This window comes from Roseivirga seohaensis subsp. aquiponti, assembly GCF_001267955.1.
Classification (GTDB): Bacteria; Bacteroidota; Bacteroidia; order Cytophagales; family Cyclobacteriaceae; genus Roseivirga; species Roseivirga seohaensis.
Genome location: NZ_JSVA01000018.1, coordinates 114,342 through 135,974, shown reverse-complemented (window position 1 = coordinate 135,974; position 21,633 = coordinate 114,342). Strand labels below are relative to the sequence as shown.

Annotated in this window: 21 protein-coding genes and 1 tRNA gene; 10 read left to right on the top strand and 12 right to left on the bottom strand. The window is 39.2% G+C overall.

All coding sequences use genetic code 11. The annotated features are described in order from the left end of the window. Positions 1 to 177: 177 nt before the first annotated feature. The 4 genes from OB69_RS15635 to OB69_RS15620 form a co-directional block, all read right to left on the bottom strand. Entirely contained in the window at positions 178 to 3,408 is a 3,231-nt protein-coding gene (locus OB69_RS15635; RefSeq protein ID WP_053224687.1) for a S41 family peptidase, read from the bottom strand. Positions 3,409 to 3,486: 78 nt separating this feature from the next. Continuing rightward, the gene (locus OB69_RS15630) at positions 3,487 to 4,140 is read right to left on the bottom strand and encodes a DUF2461 domain-containing protein (protein ID WP_053224686.1); all 654 of its coding nucleotides are present in this window, start codon (positions 4,138 to 4,140) and stop codon (positions 3,487 to 3,489) included. Between the two features lie 31 nt (positions 4,141 to 4,171). After that, on the bottom strand, positions 4,172 to 4,867 hold the full coding sequence (locus tag OB69_RS15625) for a DUF2461 domain-containing protein (protein ID WP_053224685.1): 696 nt from the start codon (positions 4,865 to 4,867) through the stop codon (positions 4,172 to 4,174). A 77-nt stretch (positions 4,868 to 4,944) separates the two neighbouring features. Next, positions 4,945 to 5,841, bottom strand: coding sequence for an aldo/keto reductase (locus OB69_RS15620; protein WP_053224684.1), 897 nt, complete (start codon positions 5,839 to 5,841; stop codon positions 4,945 to 4,947). Positions 5,842 to 5,945: 104 nt separating this feature from the next. Here OB69_RS15620 and OB69_RS15615 point away from each other — a divergent pair. Continuing rightward, positions 5,946 to 6,019, top strand: a tRNA-Arg gene (locus tag OB69_RS15615). A gap of 62 nt (positions 6,020 to 6,081) precedes the next feature. On the opposite strand, the gene OB69_RS15610 is transcribed toward OB69_RS15615, so the two are convergent. Beyond that, positions 6,082 to 6,576 (bottom strand): hypothetical protein, encoded by a 495-nt coding sequence (locus OB69_RS15610; RefSeq protein ID WP_157608606.1) that lies wholly within the window; start codon positions 6,574 to 6,576, stop codon positions 6,082 to 6,084. Positions 6,577 to 6,614: 38 nt separating this feature from the next. After that, positions 6,615 to 8,294: an AMP-binding protein gene (locus tag OB69_RS15605; RefSeq protein WP_053224682.1), complete on the bottom strand. Its 1,680-nt coding sequence runs from the start codon at positions 8,292 to 8,294 to the stop codon at positions 6,615 to 6,617. Positions 8,295 to 8,661: 367 nt separating this feature from the next. Between OB69_RS15605 and OB69_RS15600 the strand changes: the two genes are divergently transcribed. The 9 genes from OB69_RS15600 (at position 8,662) to OB69_RS15560 (ending at position 16,954) form a co-directional block, all read left to right on the top strand. After that, positions 8,662 to 9,771 (top strand): DUF4221 family protein, encoded by a 1,110-nt coding sequence (locus OB69_RS15600; protein WP_221404886.1) that lies wholly within the window; start codon positions 8,662 to 8,664, stop codon positions 9,769 to 9,771. Positions 9,772 to 10,135: 364 nt separating this feature from the next. Beyond that, complete coding sequence (locus OB69_RS15595; protein ID WP_053224680.1) at positions 10,136 to 10,603, top strand: Lrp/AsnC ligand binding domain-containing protein; 468 nt, start codon at positions 10,136 to 10,138, stop codon at positions 10,601 to 10,603. Between the two features lie 125 nt (positions 10,604 to 10,728). Then, a complete protein-coding gene (gene sufB, locus OB69_RS15590) occupies positions 10,729 to 12,174 on the top strand; it encodes a Fe-S cluster assembly protein SufB (protein WP_053224679.1) in 1,446 nt (481 codons plus the stop codon). A gap of 145 nt (positions 12,175 to 12,319) precedes the next feature. Next, positions 12,320 to 13,078 carry a Fe-S cluster assembly ATPase SufC gene (sufC, locus tag OB69_RS15585; RefSeq protein WP_053224678.1) on the top strand — a complete coding sequence of 253 codons (759 nt, stop codon included), beginning with the start codon at positions 12,320 to 12,322 and terminating at the stop codon, positions 13,076 to 13,078. A gap of 11 nt (positions 13,079 to 13,089) precedes the next feature. Next, the gene (gene sufD, locus OB69_RS15580) at positions 13,090 to 14,415 is read left to right on the top strand and encodes a Fe-S cluster assembly protein SufD (protein WP_053224677.1); all 1,326 of its coding nucleotides are present in this window, start codon (positions 13,090 to 13,092) and stop codon (positions 14,413 to 14,415) included. 3 nt (positions 14,416 to 14,418) lie between these two features. Beyond that, positions 14,419 to 15,663, top strand: a complete 1,245-nt coding sequence (locus tag OB69_RS15575; protein WP_053224676.1) for an aminotransferase class V-fold PLP-dependent enzyme — start codon at positions 14,419 to 14,421, stop codon at positions 15,661 to 15,663. Next, positions 15,660 to 16,091 carry a SufE family protein gene (locus OB69_RS15570; protein WP_053224675.1) on the top strand — a complete coding sequence of 144 codons (432 nt, stop codon included), beginning with the start codon at positions 15,660 to 15,662 and terminating at the stop codon, positions 16,089 to 16,091. Before OB69_RS15575 ends, OB69_RS15570 begins: the two co-directional genes overlap by 4 nt. Before the next feature lie 86 nt (positions 16,092 to 16,177). Continuing rightward, a complete protein-coding gene (locus tag OB69_RS15565; protein ID WP_053224674.1) occupies positions 16,178 to 16,486 on the top strand; it encodes an SUF system Fe-S cluster assembly protein in 309 nt (102 codons plus the stop codon). Between the two features lie 51 nt (positions 16,487 to 16,537). Next, positions 16,538 to 16,954 (top strand): BrxA/BrxB family bacilliredoxin, encoded by a 417-nt coding sequence (locus OB69_RS15560; protein WP_053224673.1) that lies wholly within the window; start codon positions 16,538 to 16,540, stop codon positions 16,952 to 16,954. 78 nt (positions 16,955 to 17,032) lie between these two features. Here the strand turns inward: OB69_RS15560 and OB69_RS15555 are convergent, their stop codons facing one another. The 6 genes from OB69_RS15555 to OB69_RS15530 all read right to left on the bottom strand — a co-directional run bounded on the left by OB69_RS15555 (position 17,033) and on the right by OB69_RS15530 (position 21,633). Further along, a complete protein-coding gene (locus tag OB69_RS15555; protein WP_053224672.1) occupies positions 17,033 to 17,425 on the bottom strand; it encodes a hypothetical protein in 393 nt (130 codons plus the stop codon). Between the two features lie 209 nt (positions 17,426 to 17,634). Beyond that, positions 17,635 to 18,573: a transporter family protein gene (locus OB69_RS15550; RefSeq protein ID WP_053224671.1), complete on the bottom strand. Its 939-nt coding sequence runs from the start codon at positions 18,571 to 18,573 to the stop codon at positions 17,635 to 17,637. Position 18,574: 1 nt separating this feature from the next. Beyond that, positions 18,575 to 19,609 carry a cytochrome-c peroxidase gene (locus OB69_RS15545; RefSeq protein ID WP_245620836.1) on the bottom strand — a complete coding sequence of 345 codons (1,035 nt, stop codon included), beginning with the start codon at positions 19,607 to 19,609 and terminating at the stop codon, positions 18,575 to 18,577. A 10-nt stretch (positions 19,610 to 19,619) separates the two neighbouring features. Then, complete coding sequence (locus OB69_RS15540; RefSeq protein ID WP_053224669.1) at positions 19,620 to 20,441, bottom strand: MbnP family protein; 822 nt, start codon at positions 20,439 to 20,441, stop codon at positions 19,620 to 19,622. Between the two features lie 212 nt (positions 20,442 to 20,653). Further along, positions 20,654 to 21,040, bottom strand: a complete 387-nt coding sequence (locus OB69_RS15535) for a hypothetical protein (RefSeq protein ID WP_053224668.1) — start codon at positions 21,038 to 21,040, stop codon at positions 20,654 to 20,656. 161 nt (positions 21,041 to 21,201) lie between these two features. Next, positions 21,202 to 21,633: a hypothetical protein gene (locus OB69_RS15530; protein WP_053224667.1), complete on the bottom strand. Its 432-nt coding sequence runs from the start codon at positions 21,631 to 21,633 to the stop codon at positions 21,202 to 21,204.

The window sequence follows — 21,633 nt, the reverse complement described above, 5'->3', positions numbered from 1 at the left end:
AAGCGCAAAGAACACCAAAATCAAAGAGAAAAGCGCCCAAAAAATGGAAAGAATGTCGTGTTGCCGAGGTAATAGATAGATTAAATCAACTAAAGGTTTTAAAGAAAGAGTGGAAATAAAAAAACCTCTATGAGCAATTTAACTCACAGAGGCCTTTGCTTACGATCAAGTATTAGTTTACCTGATCTCTTTCATCAATTCTTCAATGGCTTTTTCCAACTGCTGATCTCTTCCTTTGTCTACAACACCTGGCATTAATTTCACTTTAAACTGAGGCTCTGTTTGATTGTTCTCCATCCACTCGCCTGCCTTATTTTTAGCACTTATAGGAACAACTCCCCATGTACCCCCATTAGGCAAACCTTCCCAACCAGCAAAACTACAGGTACCAGGCACTGGCATACCCACCGTTTTACCAATTTTAAGATCTGTATAGCCGCTGGCAAAGCAGTGACCGTCAGAGTACATGCTTTCATTGAACATGGCCAACGTTGGTTTTGTCCAACGAGAAGTTGGTTCTCCGCCTACCACTTTAGCTTCGGTAGCATAGGTAATAAATGGTTCGCCTGTGAAGAACATAGCTAAATCTGCCACCAAATCTCCTCCACCATTAAATCGTGTATCGACTACAACTGCTTTACGATCTGAGAATTTGCCCATCATATCTTCGTAAATACTGCGGTACGGACCATCGCTCATACCTGGAATGTGTACATAACCCAATTGACCATTACTCTTCTCTTCTACTTCTTTCTCATTGATTTTCACCCAACGATCATACAGCAAACCTCTTTCAGCCCCTAAAGAAATAGGCTTCATGGTAATTTGCTGTCTCTTTTTAGTTGCAGGATCATAGATTTCTAACAAAGTGAATTGATCCGCTTTACGGTTTAAGTATTTGGCTACATCTACATTCTGAGCAATGGTTTCTCCATCAATTTTTTCGATGATCATGCCTTTAGTTACATTGAGGTTCGCTTTGTCAAGCGGCCCTCCATTAATTACTTCAGTAATTAAAATACCATCGCCTTTGTGTTTGTAATCCATAAAAATACCAAGCGAAGCAGTGGCATCGGCATTTGGAATACTTGTGCTGTATCTGGCGCCAGAGTGCGACACATTTAGTTCTCCGAGCATTTCTGAAAGCAATTCAGAGAATTCATATGAGTTACCTATTGAAGGCAAATATTTAGAATATTCTTTTCTCATCAGCTCCCAATCAATACCGTGGAAAGTTGGTTCGTAAAAAACATTCTTAGTTCTAATGTATACATGGTCAAACATATACTGACGCTCTGCAACGGCATCGTAATTCATTTCTCCTTTTATATCCACTCCTTCGCGCTTTCCACTTTCTGGGTCAATTTTAGAAATTCTACCGCCACTTAATAGGTAAAGATTCTTTCTGTCTTTATCCCAAGTAAGGCTGCCAAAACCTGCATCGAGTTTCATTGCCATTTTTGTTTCGCGGGTTCTTAAATCCGTACTCCAAAGGTTCATTCCTTTTTCAAAACGCGCCAAGTAATACAGTTTATCACCATCTTTAGAAAGTACGGCATCTCCCAAACTTGAAGAGTGAATGGTCATTCTCACCTTATGGTCTTTCATGTCATCCCAGTCGAAAGTGAGGTCTTTCACCTTTTCTTTCTCTTTCTCATCTTTCTTATCTTTGTCTTTTTCCTTGTCTTCAGCCTCATCTTTTTTCGTTGCTTTTTCGATTTCTTTCATCAAGTCGTAATCTTCTTTGCTTAGGTTATACTTATCCCAAGCGTCTTGATCGAAAAACATACTGTATACATCGCGTTGAGATGAACCACTGGTGGCATAACTCTTCAAACCATCACGGTTACTGAACCAAATCATTTGTTTACCATCATTCACCCATTTAGGATTACTGTCTCCATAACCACTTTCAGTAAGGTTTTCTCGTTTAGAACCATCGGCTGCTAATAGAAGAATTTCGCTATTGCTCAATGTTTTTCCCCAATCGAACAAAATCCATTTGCTGTCGGGACTCCAACTGAAAGACTGGTCTCCATCACCCATGTGATACAAATCTTCTGGGGTCATCAAAGTAGTTGTATTGTTCGAAGCCAAATCCAACACCTTTAAAGTTCTTCTTCCTTCAATAAAAGCTAGTTTTTTTCCATCGGGTGAAAAATTAGGAAGGTAATTATCGAGCTTATTTTGCACCAAAGGCTCTTCTTTCAATAAGGTTGAAGCGAAGAAAAATGGCTCTTCATTTTCGCGAATTCTTGTGGTTTTGAAGATGCTCCAACGCCCATCTCTTTCGCTGGCATACACCACTGATTTTCCATCAGGTGAAAAAGTTACGAAGCTTTCTTGCTCTGGTGTATTGGTAATTCTTTTGGTGAGAGAACCGTCTACTGAAGTTACAAACACTTCGCCACGGGCAGTGAACGCAATCTCTTTTCCGTTAGGCGAAATTGCCATTTCTCCCACACCACCATTAATAGAAACGAACTTATCGGTATTGGCTTTGCTTTGGGTAACAATATTCACAGAAAGCTTTTTTGGTTGTTGCCCTTCTTTCATGGTGTATAATTCGCCATCGTAGGCAAAGCTTAAAATGTCTCCGCCCATGCTTAGGAAACGAACCGGGTGAGTTTTGAAATTCGTTAGTTGAGTTCTTGCAGAAGGGTTGTCTAGCGAAAGCTTGTGCACATTGAAATTGCCACTTTCTTCGCTTAAAAAGTAAAGGCTTTTCTCGTCTTGGCTATAAATCGGCTGGCGGTCTTCTCCTTCATAAGAAGTAATCATTTTGTGTGAATCAGCTTTTTTATCATATACCCAAATATCACGGGCAATAGCAGATTTTTGATGCTTACGAAATTCATTTTCGCCTCCTTTTTTATCGTGGTAAACCATCTGGCTTCCGCTTTTATTTACCTGCACATACTCTGCTGGAAAAGTAAAAACTTGGTCTACACGCCCTCCAGTTACTGGAACCGAGTATAATTCAGACTGAGAACCATGAGGATACTGTCTGTGTTCGGCCAAATCTTGTCTTAACGCTCCGAACAAAACCGATTTGTTATCGGCAGAAAAAGAGAAAGGCTGCTCATCATTTGAATGGAAGGTAATGCGATTTGCTTCTCCTCCACGGATGTCCATAGTGAATACATCGAAGTTGCCATAACGGTCCGAAGCAAAGGCGATGGTTTTTCCATCTTTGCTGAACACTGGCATATAATCATGCGATTCGTGAAAAGTAAGTTGAGTGGCATCGCCTCCATTGGTACTTACTTTATAAAGATCACCTTTGTAGGTAAAAACTATTGTTGTGCCATCTGGAGAGATGACCGGATAACGAAGCCAGTTTGGTGCATTTTGGGCGAAAAGCCCTACCGAAACCAACATTAAAAATGTGATGAGTTGTTTTTTCATATCAGGGTTGTTTTGAAGAGGGTGAAGCTATGAAAAAAATCAAATCGCAGCTAATGTCAAAGCCCCTAAAGTCGAAAACTAATCATCCAATAAAGCAACGTTCAAAAAGTCGATCATGGGTAAAATGGCCGCATAAGATTCAATTACCATGTCATGAAAACCATCAGAAAGAATGTCTTTCCTTGAAATTGGCCGCATGGCTGCAATACTTTTCAGCCTTAGCAACTCAATAAACTCATGGTCTTGCGAATAGCCCTTTGGTGCAGTTTTTAGTGCTCCTTCTGTATAGAAATGAAACCAACTTTTAAAGGGTTCGGCATTTAAGGTTTTCATCAGCTTGTGTCCTTCGTAATCAATTTCAGTTCTTATTTTCTTGAGCCTTTCACTGTCTGGATGCCAAATTCCGCCCGCCATTAAGGTTTCGTCCGTACCCAAGTGTACATAGAAATCGGCCAAGCCCTTCCCATGCCCAAACACTACTCCGAAGTGATTTTTATAAGTAGGCCTTTCGGGATGAAACATCAGGTTGTTATTGATTCTACTAATGGCTTTTCTGGCCGAAGGCTGCACAATTCTTGGGTCGATTTCCTTCAGCGAAGCTAAAATAGGCTCGAACAGATTGACTACTTCGCTTTTGGCTTCTTCATACCAAGCCCTGTTGGCGTCCATCCACTCTTTAGAATTGTTTGCACTGAGCTGTTCTAAAAATTCAAAAATCACTTTTCTTGCCATGCTACTTACTACCCGTTTTTCCGCTTAAAGTTTATGCTTGATTTTCGATAAGAGAAATTCCGTTTAAATCAGTCGTGAGGTACTCTGTCATTACATCGAAAAAAGGACGCAAGGCCAAAAATACAGACAGGGCGTTTTCCACAAAGTCGGGGGAAGTTACTTCCTTATCAGAGAAGCTTTTGAACACGTACATGGATTTATACCTTAATAAATCTATGGAAGGATGATCTTTCTCAAAGCCTTTTGGTGCGGTTTTCAATTGCTCACCCTGCAAGCCTCCAAAGGTCTTTATGAACTTAGGATCGGATATTACTTTCCTTAAAGGTTCGTCATCCATAGCAATGTGATCACGAATAAGTTTGATATCATCGGCATTGGGCTGATAGAAACCTCCGCCCACTACAGTGTTCCCGCCTGGCTGTAAATGGAAGTAATAACCACCTCTCAAGGCTGGTTTGGATCGATTGAAACTCCCAGCCCAACGTGGATTATAAGGGCTTTTATCTTTCGAAAAACGTACATCTCTATAAATACGCATCAAGCTCTTTTTACCTGTGGGTGTAGTGATTTGATCATGTTCCGAAAGCCCAGACAACAAAGCATCGGCTACAGAAATCGCATTTTCATGCGCTTGTTCGTATTCCTTTTTATTGGCCGTAAACCATTCGCGGTTATTGTTTTCTGATAATTTTTTCAAAAAAGAGAAATTGGAGGGGCTGATGTTCATGAATCAATGGTTTGATATTTCAACTAAAACTAACATTTACTAAACGAATGACCTGCTGAATTTGGGACATTTTACACTTATCGATGCGCTTGGTACTGAGCTGGCGGCAATACCTTTCCTAATTCATCGAACTTAGCTTTTTCAATAGCAGTCGATTCAATATAAGTCAAAGCTTCTTTGAGCTGTTCTTTAGTTCGAATTCCCACCACGGCACTGGTTACAGCAGAGTGACTCAATACCCATTGCAAAGCCACATGCGACAGTTTGGTTTTGTCATCCGTAAACTTCTTCATTTCGTTGACCAGCAATTCGATTTCTCGCAACTTATAATTAAGGAAAGCTTCCGGTCCTTTACCTGCCAATAACCCTTTTGCTAGACCACCACGTGCCATCACGCCCACCTTATTACTTTCCAAAAGGTTCAGCATTTCCTCTTCGGGCCTTCTGTCGAGTAAACTGTATTGCATCATTACGCTGACAATAGTTGAATTGGACACATATTCCCGAATTACATTGGGGCGAATGGAAGAGATGCCGTAATTTCTGATTTTACCTTCGGCCTTCAATTGTTCAAAAGCTTCTATCACTTCGCTGATCGAGTCTTCTATAGTTCCGCCATGCAACTGATATAAATCAATGCAATCCGTTTGAAGCCTCCTCAAACTCTGATCAACAGCTTTCAGAATGTAGTCTTTGGAAGGATTCCAATCCCAACCGCTGCCATCCGCTCTTAGTTGATTACCTACTTTTGTTGCCACAATCACCTCCGATCTTTTTCCTTTTAATGCTCGCCCAAGGGCTTCTTCGTTCTTCCCTTGGTCATAAAGGTCGGCAGTGTCAAAATAATTTATTCCGCCATCAATGGCAGCGTGGATCAACTCATCATTATCCTTTCGACTCAAATCCATTGACATACAACCAAATGCGATTTCACTGATTTGTAATTCTGTATTTTTTAGCGCTCTATATTTCATCGTAAAAAATTAAACAGCATTAAACGTAAATAAATTCAAGGTTCAACTTGCCAAAAGAAAATCGATTTTCATATATTTGCACTCGCTTTTGAAAAGCGGATGACGGTCCCTTAGCTCAATTGGATAGAGCAACTGCCTTCTAAGCAGTAGGTTTCAGGTTCGATTCCTGAAGGGATCACTTAAAAACCCCATCTGAGTAAATCAGTGGGGTTTTTTATTTATCTGGCAAGCTGAAAGACCTTAACGGCTTACAATCCCTATCAAATCTTGATATTCAACGGAGGTTGTAATTTCTCTTAAAGACTTTAATCCTACGCTCTTTTGAGCTCCATATACTTGATCTAGTAAATAAGTCTTACATACATAAAACTCCCACTGACTTGTATTTAATGGATTAATATTCTCCATCTCTTTGAGCAGACAAAAAACATAAACATCAGCATTCCTTTGTTTTGTTTGGGAGTAACTACCGGTCTCCTCATTCCAAAATACCTTTGGCGCTATATCAAACCGTATTTGTGAAGGTTTAGATTGTTTCCATGACTGAATGTATGCTGAGGCTTTCACTTCAATTTTTAAGCCTTTTTCAGTAATCATATCATAAGATTGCCAATCACGTTTTTGAACACGGTCTAAACCTAAGACTTTCGCAACCAAGAACTCAGCAACATCCGCTCTAGTTTTGTTATTATTAAGGTCAGGGTAGGCCCAATTATAGAATTCTTCTTTCCTCAATAGCATTATTTATTAGCCTTCTTGTTGAAAATAAGCCACTACCCCTTCGCCTCCTCTTCCTCCTTCAACTTTCTTCTTAAAATTTTACCCACATTGGTTTTAGGTAGTTCAGTTCTGAACTCATAATGTTTCGGACGCTTGTAGCCTGTTAGGTTTTCATGACAATAGTCGCGTAACTCTTCTTCGGTAAGTGACGGATCAGATTTTACGATAAAGGCCTTTACACATTCTGTTGAATGTGGGTCTGGAACGCCAATAACCGCTACTTCTAACACTTTTGGATGGTCGGCAATGGCGTTTTCAACATCGTTTGGATATACATTGAACCCAGAAACGTTAATCATATCCTTTTTACGATCTACAATTTTGAAGAAACCTTCTTCGTCCATTATACCGATGTCTCCAGTTCTGAAATAACCTCCTTCAAAGAATACCCCTTCGTTGTCTTTGTTCCAATAACCCGACATCACCTGCGGCCCTTTAACACAAATTTCTCCTGTTTCGCCTTGCGCTAAGCGGTTTCCGTCATCATCGAAAATGGCCAATTCGGTAGAAGGCACAGGCAAACCAATTGTCCCCATTTTATGGGTTCCATCTAGTGGATTTACACAAATAACCGGAGAGGTTTCACTCAAGCCATAACCTTGCACCAAAGGAGTCCCTGTGACTTCCTCCCATTTCTTGGCTACAAAGTCTTGAACTGCCATTCCACCTCCAATAGACACTTTGAAATGAGAAAAGTCGATTTCCTTAAAATTAGGTTGATTCAGCAGTCCGTTGAACAGCGTATTCACACCTGTAAATAAGGTAAACGGATGTTTCTTCAGTTCCTTAATAAAGCCAGGCATATCACGCGGATTCGTGATCAATACGTTTTTAGCTCCAATATGCATCATAAATGTGCAGTTCACATTTAGGGCGAAAATATGATAGAGCGGGATGGCCGTAATCATTACATCTTTTTGCCCATCCTTTAAAAGGGGTTTAAAAACGTGTGTAATAATCAAAGTATGGGCAACCACATTGTCATGAGATAAAATTGCACCTTTCGATACGCCAGTGGTACCTCCTGTATATTGAAGAAAAGCTGTGTCGTCTCCTTTTATCTCAGGCTGAGTGTATTTCATTCGAGCGCCTTTGGCCATAGCACTCTTGAAAGAAATCGGATTGGGAAGTTTATACGCAGGCACCATCTTCTTAATGTGCTTCACCACAAAATTGACAATCTTACCTTTCAGACCTCCAAGCATATCGCCCAATTCGGTAACGATAATGTTTTCAACCGTAGAAAGGTTTGGCATTGCCTCTTCCAAACTTTTGGCAAAATTAGCCATGATTACAATGGTTTTTATACCAGCATCATTAAACTGATGCTCCATTTCACGATGGGTATACAGCGGATTTGTGTTGACCACAATACAACCAGCTTTAATGGCACCAATAAGCACTACCGGATATTGTAAACAATTGGGCATTTGAATAGCGATTCTATCCCCCTTTACCATGTCCAACTCATTTTGCAAATAGGCCGCAAAGTTGGTAGAAAGCTGATCTACCTCCTGAAAAGTAAGCACTCCGCCCATGTTCTCGAAAGCCTCGCGGCTACCAAACTGATTAAAGGCGTTTTGATAAAGTTCTAGAAGGCTTTTAGGACGTTGATCTTCAATTTCTGCGGGAACACCCTTTGGGTAATTCGCAATCCAGGGGAAAGTACTCATGAATTAAAATTTGGCTATCATCAAATATAAGAGAAATGATTTATTGCTCACAAAAGCTCAACTCCAATTTTGGTAGAAACTAACCAATGCCCATTTTCTGACATAAACCACATCTAGAACCTAAATTAATTAAGTTAATGTGATGTAAAATAAACCGAGTATTAATATTTAATTATTCAACAGAAAAACATAACTTTTAAACCTTATTAAATTCGTGTTTTTACACTTACAATGAAGCTGTTTTATCACTACACTGTTTTAAGCCTATTACTTTCTATCAAATTGTTCAACACATATGAACCAAAACTATTACCTTCTGAAAATTCTACGAGTACTTCTCTGTTCATGCTTGATCATGACAATTATCATGGGTTGCCAATCACCAAGATCGGAAGGAACACCCCCCTCACTTGCTCCACTGTTAGTTACAGATAGTTTAGTATTACATCTTGACGCCAAAACTGCCTACAAAACAGAAGACAATATTGACTACTTCACTGAAGGCGGTAAAGAATACTTAGCCAAGTTCAACAGACCAGATCAATCCATAAAAATATTTTCGATCACTTTAGGAAAAACGATCAAGACAATCAACATGTCCAACACGGGTCCCAATGCACTTGTTGGAATGGACGGTGTGCCTGGCAATTTCAAAATGATTTCCATGGATTCCATAATGATCTATTCAGCAATGCAAGCAAAGGTTTTCCTCATCAACTCGAAAGCTGAAATTCTAGATAAATGGAATGTAATTACCAGCAGAGACGAGCCGAAATACCCGACTTTCGATGGAAACACCTTTTCCAACATGATTATTAATAAGAGTAGCATTCTTTTGATCGGCTCCATTTCTATGTATAACGATGGTGAACCTCCTATTTTAATGCTTGACAAATCCCATAAAGAAGAAGGTCAAAAACACATTCCAAAAAACCTGGAGATTTACGACCAATTCCCAGATAGAATAATGGTAGGATCACGTGAATTTTTTGAGTCCAGCAACACAATGAATGACAATGGAGATATTATAGTAAGTTTTGCACTTGATGATCGCGTGATGATCCTTAATGAAAACTTAGAACCAAGCTATACAATACTCAAAAACCCAAAACTTGGAGAATTGAAACCTTACGGTAAGCCTCTCACTATGGACGAATATTATTCAGACCGGTATTATGACTTTCTTTTAACTGCCGGAAGGTACGAAGCAATTATTTTCGACCCCTATAGAAAAGTCTATTACAGGTTAGCTTCTTTACCAAGAACAATCAGTGAGGTCAAACAAGGGCACAAGAGCCCTGATTACTCCATTATGGTGTATAATGAAGGATTCAAGCCAAAAGCAGAGTACACTTTTAGTTTAGCCGATTATAACCCTCGAATGATTTTCGTTTCAAGACAAGGGCTAAACATTATGAAACAAAACGATAAGGAAGACTACATTACGTTCCATACATTCATAACAGAAACTAGGTAACATCACCTATAAAAACAGAAAGGAGGCCAACAAACAAGCCTCCTTTCAATCTAAGAAAAAACAAAAGAATACGTTTCCAAACTAGTATTCAATGTGAATGGCTGTAGGGGAAGGAGTCGAACCTTCACGGAGAGATTAGTCGTCAGGTAGTTCAGATTTATTTCTTTTTCTCCACCCTCGAGAAAGGAGGGCATGGCTGCCTGTTTCATCACCCTACAGTGTATAGCTTCTCTTTTGAAACTGTTTCAAAGGTAACAGAAACAGTTGATTCATTAAAATATCAGCAATGTAATGACCGAATATTTAGAGATAAATTATTTAATCAATACATTTATTATTGAATCAATAATTTTAACCAAAAATCATGGCCGATAATTACGAAATCGATAATGTGGATTTGAAAATCCTCTCTATTCTTCAGCATAACGCAAAAAAGCCCTATACGGAAGTAGCCAAACAAGCATTTGTTTCTAGCGGAACCGTACATGTAAGAATGAGCAAGCTTGAAAAAATGGGTGTAGTAAAAGGCGCTTCACTCGATTTAAACCTTGCTAAGCTTGGCTATAATGTCTCTGCCTTTTTAGGGGTCTTCCTTTCTAAAAGTTCGCTGTACGAAAAAGTAGCCACACAATTAAAAAAAATACATGAGATTACTAGCATTCACTACACTACTGGGAATTACTCCATGTTTGTAAGAATTTATGCCAAAGGAACCGATCACTTGAAGGATATTCTCCACGATAAAATTCAGAAAGTAGACGGCATTGAACGTACAGAAACCTTTATCATACTTGAAGAAACTTTAACCAGAAGCATTCAGTTGGATAGTTGATTCAAGGGATTTCTAAACTCATAATAGCTTTTAGTAATAGTTTATTGAAAAAAGGAATTAAGGAAACCAATCCTTTAATCTATAAGTTGTACCTTTGTATTTAAAACGATTCTAAATAACTAGGAATGAGCAAAGACGATCAGATATTAGAAGAGTTCACCTCCAAAGAATACGAGTTCGGATGGACAGTAGACTTTGAAGCAGATGAAGCTCCCAAAGGTTTGAACGATGATATCATTCGGTTTATTTCTGCAAAAAAGGAAGAACCGCAATGGATGCTAGAATGGAGGCTTGAAGCTTTTCATGCATGGCAGAAAATGAAAGAACCAGAATGGGCCAATGTTCACTACCCAAAAGTAGACTTTCAAGACCTCATATATTATTCAGCACCAAAGAAGAAAAAGAAGGTTAATTCCTTGGATGAAGTTGATCCGGAAATGATCGCTACTTTTGAAAGGCTTGGAATTTCGCTTACAGAGCAAAAAAGACTTACTGGCGTTGCTGTAGATGCTGTTATCGATTCAGTTTCGGTAGCCACTACTTTCAAAGAAACTTTAGGTGAATTAGGTATTATCTTTTGCTCATTTTCAGAAGCAGTGCGCGAACACCCTGAGCTGATTAAAAAGCACATGGGTTCTGTAGTGCCAGCCAACGACAATTACTATGCAGCACTAAACGCAGCGGTATTCTCTGATGGCTCATTCTGCTTTATTCCAAAAGGGGTAAGATGCCCTATGGAGCTTTCTACTTATTTCAGAATCAATGCCGCCAATACAGGTCAGTTTGAAAGAACACTCATTGTAGCCGAAGAAGGATCTTATGTAAGTTACCTCGAAGGTTGTACCGCTCCTATGCGTGACGAAAACCAATTGCACGCTGCCGTGGTAGAAATCAAAGCAGCCAAAAATGCAGAGGTAAAATACTCAACTGTTCAGAACTGGTACCCAGGGAATAAAGAAGGTAAAGGTGGTATTTACAACTTCGTAACCAAACGTGGTATTTGCGAAGGTGATCATTCTAAAATCTCTTGGACGCAAGTAGAAACAGGTTCGGCTGTTACTTGGAAATACCCTTCATGTATTCTGAAAGGTGATTATTCAATTGGTGAATTCTATTCCGTAGCCGTAACCAATAATTACCAACAAGCCGATACAGGCACCAAAATGATTCACATTGGTAAGAACACCAAGTCGAGAATCGTATCAAAAGGTATTTCTGCGGGCAAGTCGCAAAACAGTTACCGAGGCCAAGTACACGTAATGAAACGTGCAACCAACGCCCGAAACTTCTCGCAATGCGATTCGCTTTTGATGGGCGATAAATGTGGAGCGCATACATTCCCTTATATCGACATCGAAAATCAATCGGCACAAGTAGAGCATGAAGCGACTACTTCTAAAATTGGAGAAGATCAAATCTTCTATTGTCAGCAAAGAGGAATTGACGCAGAAACTGCTGTGGCGCTTATCGTAAACGGATACGCCAAAGAAGTACTTAAGCAATTGCCAATGGAGTTTGCCGTAGAGGCGCAAAAACTTCTTGCCCTAACGCTTGAAGGGTCTGTTGGCTAATCTCTATTTTAAAGTACCTGAACAAGACAGAGTTTAAAGGCACAAAATTTATCATCGAAGAACCTATAGCAGTATATGCTTCGACAAACCTTGAGCATTAAACTTTGAACATTAAACGCTAAACACTAAACATTAAAGAGTTAAGATGTTATCAATAAAAAATTTACAAGCCAGAATTGAGGAAAAGGAAATCCTGAAAGGAATCAACCTAGAAATCAAACCAGGCGAAGTGCACGCGATAATGGGACCAAATGGTTCTGGAAAAAGTACTTTGGCTTCTGTGCTTGCAGGAAGAGAAGATTACGAAGTAACTGGCGGATCGATAGAGTTTTTAGGCAAAGATTTGCTTGAAATGGAAGCTGATGTTCGTGCTAGAGAAGGTGTTTTCTTGGCATTTCAGTACCCAATCGAGATACCAGGAGTGAGCACCACTAACTTTATGAAAACGGCTGTAAACCAAATCAGAGAGCATCACGGAGAAAAAGCACTCGATGCGGTTTCTTTCTTAAAATTGATGAAGGAGAAAATGAAGCTGGTTGAAATCGACCAAGCTTTATTGAGCCGTTCTTTAAATGAAGGTTTCTCAGGCGGTGAAAAGAAACGCAACGAGATTTTCCAAATGGCAATGCTTGAACCAAAGCTGGCCATTCTTGATGAAACCGATTCAGGTCTTGATATTGATGCACTCAAAATTGTAGCACATGGTGTTAACACCCTGAAAAACAAAGACAACGCTACAATTGTGGTAACTCACTACCAAAGACTTTTGGATTACATCGTTCCTGATTTTGTACACGTTCTTTATAATGGAAGAATTGTAAAATCAGGCACTAAAGAGTTGGCCTTAGAGCTAGAAGCCAGAGGTTACGATTGGATTAAGGAAGAAGCAGACGCAACCGCTTAAGCAGATATTTTATGGAAAAAATTGCAGGACAATCGATTTTAAATTCGCTTGAAACTCAATTTGAGGCGTTTGAAAAAAGCTTGAATGGTCAAAGTAAATCGGCAGCGCATGCCGTAAGAAAAGAGGCGTTCTCGAGCTTGATGAACTCTGGTTTTCCTGGTCCAAAAAACGAGGAATATAAGTTCACCAACTTTACCAGAGCCGTTGAAAAGAACTTTGAACTGAATGGAACAAATGCTGATTTTGGTTTAACTGAAGCTCAAATTTCAGCTACTCAAATCGAAGGATTGGATGCGCATAAAATCGTATTCTTAAACGGGATTTATTCAAGTGAGCTTTCTGACAACATTCAAGTAGAAGGCTTAAAAGTTGAATCACTTGCGGAAGGTTTCAAAGCCAATTCAGCGTTGGCTCAGGCGAATTTTGGTACTAAAGCAAACTTCGCAGAAGACGCGTTTGTAGCCTTAAACACTGCTTTCAGTCAGCATGGGGTTACGATTGAGATCGCGGACAAAGCGATAATCGAAAAACCAATTGTACTTTACTTTATTGGTGATAGCTCAACAGCAGAACTTTCATACCACATCAGAAATATTGTAGTGGCAGGTAAGTTTTCTCAAGCCACCATTATTGAGAAATTCGATACCGTTGGTGAACACAAAAGCTTTACAACTTCGGTGAATGAAATCAGCGTAAGCGATAGTGCACACCTTCGTTTTTTCAAAATTGAAAACGACACAGAGCAAGCTTATCACATTTCAAACATTCACGCTTCACAGGGAGCAAACAGTAATTTCAAAGCCTTTACCTTCTCGCTAAATGGCGCAATGATTCGTAATAACCTGAACATTAAACTTCAGGCCGAAGGCATTGAAACCTACATGAATGGACTCTATTTATTAGACGGAAAAACGCATGTAGATAACCATACCGTTGCTGACCATATGATGCCAAATTGCTATTCAAACGAATTGTATAAAGGCATAATGGATGGTAGCTCAAAAGGTGTTTTCAATGGAAAAATCTTTGTTCGCCCTGACGCACAAAAAACCAATGCATTCCAGTCGAATAAAAACATCCTGATTTCTGACAAGGCGACTGTAAACACCAAGCCTCAATTAGAAATTTGGGCCGATGATGTTTCTTGTTCGCACGGCTGTACTACTGGCCAATTGGATATGGACGCACTCTTCTACCTACAAGCAAGAGGAATTCAGAAAGATAAAGCACGCGCTATTTTATTAAAGGCCTTCGCGAACGATGTGCTAGAAACCGTTGAAAACGAAGCGATAAAAGAATATCTCGCTGCAATTATAGAAAAGAGGTTGGAAAAATAAACCATGGCTCAGACTTTGGAAAAACACACATTGGACATTCAGAAAATCAGGGCTCAATTTCCCGTTCTTCATCAAGAAGTTAATGGTAAACCCTTGATTTACTTCGATAATGCCGCCACAAATCAAAAACCAAAAAGGGTAATTGATGCTTTGGTGAAGTATTACGAGCATGACAATGCGAACATCCATAGAGGAGCGCATGCCTTGGCCGCTCGTGCTACAGAAGCATTTGAAAATACACGTGTTTCCGTACAAAAATTCATCAATGCCAACGAGCCCGAAGAGATCATTTTCACAAAAGGTACTTCTGAAAGCATAAATCTAGTCGCTTCAAGTTGGGGGAGAAAGTTTTTGAACCCAGGAGACGAAGTATTGATTTCAACCTTAGAGCATCACTCCAACATTGTGCCTTGGCAAATGATTTGCGAAGAGCGCGGAGCAGAACTTAAGGTAATGCCCATTAACGAAGCTGGTGAAATTATTATAGAAGCACTTGATGAGTTGATTACTGAAAAAACCAAGATGGTCGCATTTAATCATGCTTCCAATTCATTAGGCACCATCAACCCAGTAAAACATATTGTAGACAAAGCGCATGCCGTTGGCGCCAAAGTATTGGTAGATGGCGCACAAGCCTCCTCTCACCTCGCTGTTGATGTGCAAGCATTAAATGCCGATTTCTATGCTTTCTCTGCTCACAAAATGTACGGGCCAACAGGTTTGGGCGTGCTGTACGGTAAGCGCGATATCCTCGAAAAAACCCCTCCTTACCAAGGCGGTGGAGAAATGATTAAAGAAGTGAGTTTTGGTAAAACCACTTACAACGATATTCCTTACAAATTTGAAGCGGGTACTCCAGATATTGCGAATGTGATCGCCTTCAACGAAGCCATTCTCTTTATTAATGAATTGGGTAAAGAGAACATTGCCGCTTACGAGAACGAACTTTTGGCTTATGCTACTGATAAAATCACCCAAATAGAAGGTGTGAAACTTATTGGTACAGCCAAGGAAAAAGTAAGTGTACTTTCTTTCGAAGTAGAAGGAATTCACCACTTTGATTTAGGCATGTGGCTCGATGCTAAAGGTGTTGCCGTAAGAACAGGCCACCACTGTACTCAACCTTTGATGGACCACTATTGCATAGAAGGAACTGTTCGTGCTTCATTCTCTGTTTACAACACGATTGAAGAAATAGACGCGTTTATTGAAGCTTTGAAAAGCACAATCAGCAAATTCAAGAAATGAGCGAAACCATAAACGATATTCAAAACGAGATCATCGAAGAGTTTTCTATGTTGGATTCCGACATGGAAATGACCATTGAATACATTATGGAATTGGGGCAGCAGTTACCAGAAATGGCAGAAGCACTCAAAACCGAAGACAACATTGTTAAAGGTTGCCAATCTAAAGTTTGGCTAAACTCTAAAGCAAAAGAAGGTAAAATTTATTTTGATGCAGACAGTAACACTGCCATTACAAAAGGCTTAGTTAGTATTCTAGTTAGAATACTTTCGGGTCGAACGCCACAAGAGATCGTTGATGCGGATCTTTACTTTGTAGACAAAATTGGTTTAAATAGATTCATCGGAACGCAACGATCTAACGGTTTGGGCGCTATGATGAAACAAATGAAAATATACGGATTAGCTTATTCTGCGAAGGCCGAATAAAATTCAAAAAACAAAAGACAAATCTCAGGCATCACAATTGAAATTTGAGTTTTGCTTTTTGAGATTTGATAATTTGACGTTGAATTATGGAAGATAACTTAAGAGACCAAGTTGTAGCTGCAATAAAAACAGTGTACGACCCTGAAATACCGGTAGACGTATATGAGTTGGGTTTGATTTATGAAATCAATGTTTTCCCAGTGAATAATGTTTACGTACTGATGACATTGACTTCTCCTTCTTGCCCTGCAGCAGAAGTAATACCTGAAGAGGTAAAACAAAAAATTCAGGCTATTGAAGGTGTTAACGATGTTGAAGTTGAATTGACATTCGACCCGCCATTTACACAAGACATGATGTCGGAAGCAGCCAAGCTAGAACTTGGTTTTATGTAAGATTGGCCAGAAGGCTTTTTAAAATTTAGAAACGAAATAAAATTAAGAAATATGTATCCTGAACATTTACTCGTCCCTTTCAGACAAGAATTGACTGAAGCGGGTTTTACGGAACTAAAGACTGCTGAGGCTGTTGAAGATCATTTAAAAAACCAAAAAGGTACTTCTTTGGTAGTAATCAATTCAGTTTGTGGTTGCGCGGCTGGAACAGCAAGACCAGGTGTTAAAATGGCTTTAAAACTAGCTGATAAAAAACCGGACCACCTTATGACAGTTTTTGCTGGTGGCGACATCGAGGCAACGGCTAAAGTAAGAGAATTCCATATGCCTTACCCTCCTTCTTCTCCATCTGTTGCGCTTTTCAAAGATGGCGAATTGGTACACTTTGTTGAAAGACATCACATTGAAGGCAGAACAGCTGATATGATTGGCGGCCATTTGGCTGACGTTTTCGAAGAGTACTGCTAGTCGTAAACACACTAAATGAAACAAAAACAGGCCACATCAAATGAAGTGGCCTGTTTACTTTACGATTGATTCTATCGATTATAAATCTAATCGATAATAAAAGGTGTTATAAGACGCGATTAGAAAATCACTTGAATTTACTAACCTTCTTAATTCCTTATTGCTCATTTGTTCAACCGTATGAATTGGAGCTTCTAAAAGCAATTCGTTGTCCTTATCGTAAATCTTGATGATCTTAATCGGAGAAGGCTTAACATTACCTTCATCGTCAATTACGAATTCTAATTCGCAATCTTTACCTAAGTTCAAATCATGTTTTACTTCAGAAATCAATTCAATAGCTTCTTCTCTTGTTAATTTTTCATCAGCAATTTCAGAAGCTATTGATGTTGAGCTAATACCTATCAAAAGGCAAATCATTAAAGGAATTCTTCTCCTTAAAATGTCGATTGTGTTGTTTATTGAGTTCATGACCTTGTTGTTTTTGAGTTTAACATTGCTGCCGACCAAAGCAGCTGACCTACCTCCTTATGACAACGCTTATGCCAACTTACACAACTAACTAAACATCAGCACGTTAACGCAAATCGCATCAAAGAATATAGCCCGTTATTCGTTCATAACCGTACACATTTGTACGCTTATACCACAGTTAAACTTTTTTCTAATTTAATCGTCCCCTATCCAAGCTTCACTTTAGGAAGAAAGCTAAATAAGAGCCCAACACTAAATCTGTCGTTAGATTGAATCTGCGCAATGGACTCCGAATTATAGTTCTGATTCAAAGGAGATTGATACTGAAAGTTTAGGGTAATTCTATTCAAAGTAACCTGCGTTCCTATTGTTGCAAAGAGAGCCCTACCACCTGTATTAAATTCTTCATAGTTACCTTCTTTATGTCTTGCTGCACTTTCGTGATAAACACCTGCAAAAGGCAATACTAGCTTATCTTTAATAGTCAGGTATTTTAGCAAGTAGACACTATAATTGAATTGGTTTCCGATTTTATAATCATCACTGTTCTTTCCATTCAGCTTATAAGATGACTCTAAATTAACCGCCCAAGTTGAGTAGTTCAGCGTATAATTAGTGCTGAAAATATAATCGAGGCTTCCAGAACCCATCTGAAAATTCCGATTGATAATTACACCATTATCTTCCTTCTGATGCTCTCCAAAGGGTAATTTTAAACCTAGTCCAATTTGGATCACATTGCTCCAAAGACTCTCTTCCTTCGGCATTTTCAATTTAGGACTGAAATATAACATCATAGTAGGGTCTCCTAAGCCAGAAGACTTTACCTTCTGATGGCTCCCGTCCATATCATTTGACAAATAGGGTAATTGTAGATTCAAGCTGAGCCTTTCTGTCAAACCTATTCTCCCCAATATTTCCATACGTTGGTAAGTATCTTCTGAAAATTCAGGCTCCAAATATTGACTATTATGATCTATAAAAGCATTAAACTTCGCATGGCCATACCGTAAGCCAAGGAAGTCCTGATAATGTTGATTCAGAATACCATAGGATAAACCTCCTAAACTACAACCACATATATCGCAGGCCATGAGTACTCTTGTAGAGACACCCAACAGCATTATTATTAAAATTCTTCTCATTTTATTTATTATGAAATTTTGAATCCGAGATAAACTCTCGGTCGGTTAGTGTTCTTAGAAAAGCAATGATTTTGCTTTTCTCATCTTCATTCATGGAAATACCCAATGAGGTATTTCCTTTCAATTCTTCATCCAAAGTGGGAGAAATCACTACCCCCTCACTATAATGATCAAGAACAGCTTCTAGGGTCTTAAACCTACCATCATGCATATAAGGAGAAGTCAATTCAACATTCCTTAAACTCGGCACTCGAAATTTACCCTCATCCTGTATACCCTCTGTAATTCTAGCGCGTCCGGTATCATCAAACTCACTGTCCAATCCGTTGTTTCTATAAGTGAAATCAGTGAATAATTCACCCGAGTGACAACTGCTACACTTTTGTTTAAAGAGCTGCAACCCTGCCATTTCCGTTTCAGATAGTATTTGACCTTCATTTCTCACATACTTATCATAGGCTGAATTTGAAGACACCATCATCAGGGTAAATTGAGATAGGGCATGGAGTATATAGGGTGAAGTAACTTCTTCGGTTCCGAAGGCTTGAAGAAACAACTCAGGATATTCCGAGTCATTTTTGAGTTTCCGTACCAAATTCGCCAAGTCTTCATCCATTTCTACTTCAGACTCAATGGCATTAATGGGCACAAAGTCTAAGTGCGTTACGCCTCCATCCCAAAAAAACTCTTTAAAAAAAGCCAAATTAGTCAGTGATGGAGCATTCCTAATCCCTAACAAATCGTCAATCCCAACACTTACTGGGTGTTGCTCCGAATCAGCAAACGCCTTCGACTGTTGATGACAATTATTGCAAGAAACACTACCGTCTCTTGATAGTTTAGGATCAAAAAACAGCTTTCTTCCTAACAAAAAGCCCTCTTTGGTTATTGTATTATTATCGAAAGTATATGTTGGCTCCGGAAAATTTGCTGGTTTTTTAAACTCATAAGTCAAGTCTCTGGGAGTATCACCCTCACTTGAGCAGGCCGTTAAGCAAAATAAGCACACCCATAGAACAGGGTGTGCTATAATCATTTTAACCTTATTAATGCACATGATCTACTGCAAAAGCTGTAGTTATATTCTCTGCAAAAGGTTTACCAGCCAAAGGCGAGTGAACTCCGTATGTATCTTGAAAATTGATATCGCCTAGTACTTTCAACGCATCGGTAACAATATGCGCTTGTGGTTTTTGAGTCGCAGAAACTTTGGCATTCACCCCTAAATTGAGTGTAATCGTTTTAACATTGTTAAAGAATCTTTGAGTCTCTCCTGCTGCAGGGGCAATGTCTTTCCAGCCACCAATGTGAATACTAAAACCTTTGTTAGCATCACCAGAGGCAGAAGAAGCGCCTTCAATCCCGAAGCCTACGTAGCCTGAATTCCAATTCCAGAACCATGCGCCTTCTGCGGGGTCAAGTACTCCACCTGCTGCACCTTCTACAACTCCATCTTCCTCAATCCCTACTGTAAAAGTGATTTTATCATATTCTCCATAAGGAACATTTTTCAAAGAAATTTCTGAAGAACTTGGTTCACTTTCCTGAATCAAGTAGTAGCCTTTTACATTTGCTGCATTAGCATCTACTTTCATTTCATCTTCATAAACCTCTCCGTTCGGGCCCGATAACTTGATTTTGCTGATGTAGTACCGAAATGTAGATAGGTTGAAGGTTTGGCCTTGATTGTTTTCAAAATTATAGTCTGTTGAACCTGCTGTCTTAAGAGACATTTGCTTAGTTCCTACAATATTATCAAACTCGACAACGAACTCACCTAAACGCTCGGCTTGCGGAGTATCATCTTCTCCGCAAGACATTGTAAGGGTAAAAATTGACACTAGAAGTATATATTTAATCTTATTCATTTCTATATTTTTTATTCAGTTAATAGCAATTCCAAAAGGGCATATTTCTCCATCCTCTAGTCCAAAATTGGCCTGGAGTAAATGAAACAGGTACTTTGTATACAAAGCTTCCTTTTGTATTGCTGAAAATTAATTGTAAAGTTTAGTGCATAGCTGTCCATCCTCTGATCGAATCAGAAATGGAATTCTATACTAAAAATGACGGAGATGAATTAAGATATGGGAGGATGAAAAATATCGGAGGTGAAGCCCACTAAGAGCTTATCCTGATTGAGAGTAGCGCCCCATTCATTCAATAAAGAGTAATCCTTGTCGAAGAATGTGGTTCGTTTGAATTCTTGGAAAAAGAAGGTAATTCTTATTTCCTCTCGAACTGGAGCTTTTTGATCTTGAGTATCTCCTTCTAACATTCTCAGTTGTTTGTTTAGAAAACACTCACCTCCACAAACCGTAATTGGCTTGTCTCTGTTGATACACAGCACTTCGGCTATGTAATCTCTGCGCAGCTCAAAATCCAGATAAACAAGTGGGGCAATAAACGCGCTGATTAGTGAACTCGTCACCAGCAACCATGCTACCGCTTGTTTTATGTAATTCATGCTACAAATATGGGGTTGAAGCATTAAAGTAGAAAGGTTTTTCTTGAGATATTTTAATTACAAAGAGCCTATCTCCATAGGCTCCTTATAAAATTTGAAAACAAAAGTTTTCAAATCCCCCTCAACACAAAATAGTAAGTGTTACTAAATTGAATTTTCTCTTATTTCTCTAAACTCACGGTGTAATTTCCTGAAGTTCCGGCTGCTACTCCTCCGCCTGTATGGGTAAAACTGAACTTAAAGTTTGTCAGGCTCAGTTCTAGAATTGTAACCTCCTCTCCTGTGTCTAAATTAATACTACCTGCTGCTTCATTAGCCCATGTCCAAGTACCCGTGGCACGAAAAAGGTCACCTCCATTGGTGGTGGTATAGCTTCCATCGGTAAACGACAGCGTAAAACCGGGGTAATTCAGACTCACATCTTGATCATCTAACATGATTTTTCCAGATATACCGAATGTCCAATTCCCTGCAAGTTTTTCAAAAGCGAGCTCTTTGTTTGTTGGTCCGTTTGGGTCATCTGAGCTACAACCTATAATGATCATTACAAGTAGTACTAAAGCACTTATGGTTTTGGTTCTATTGATTTTCAT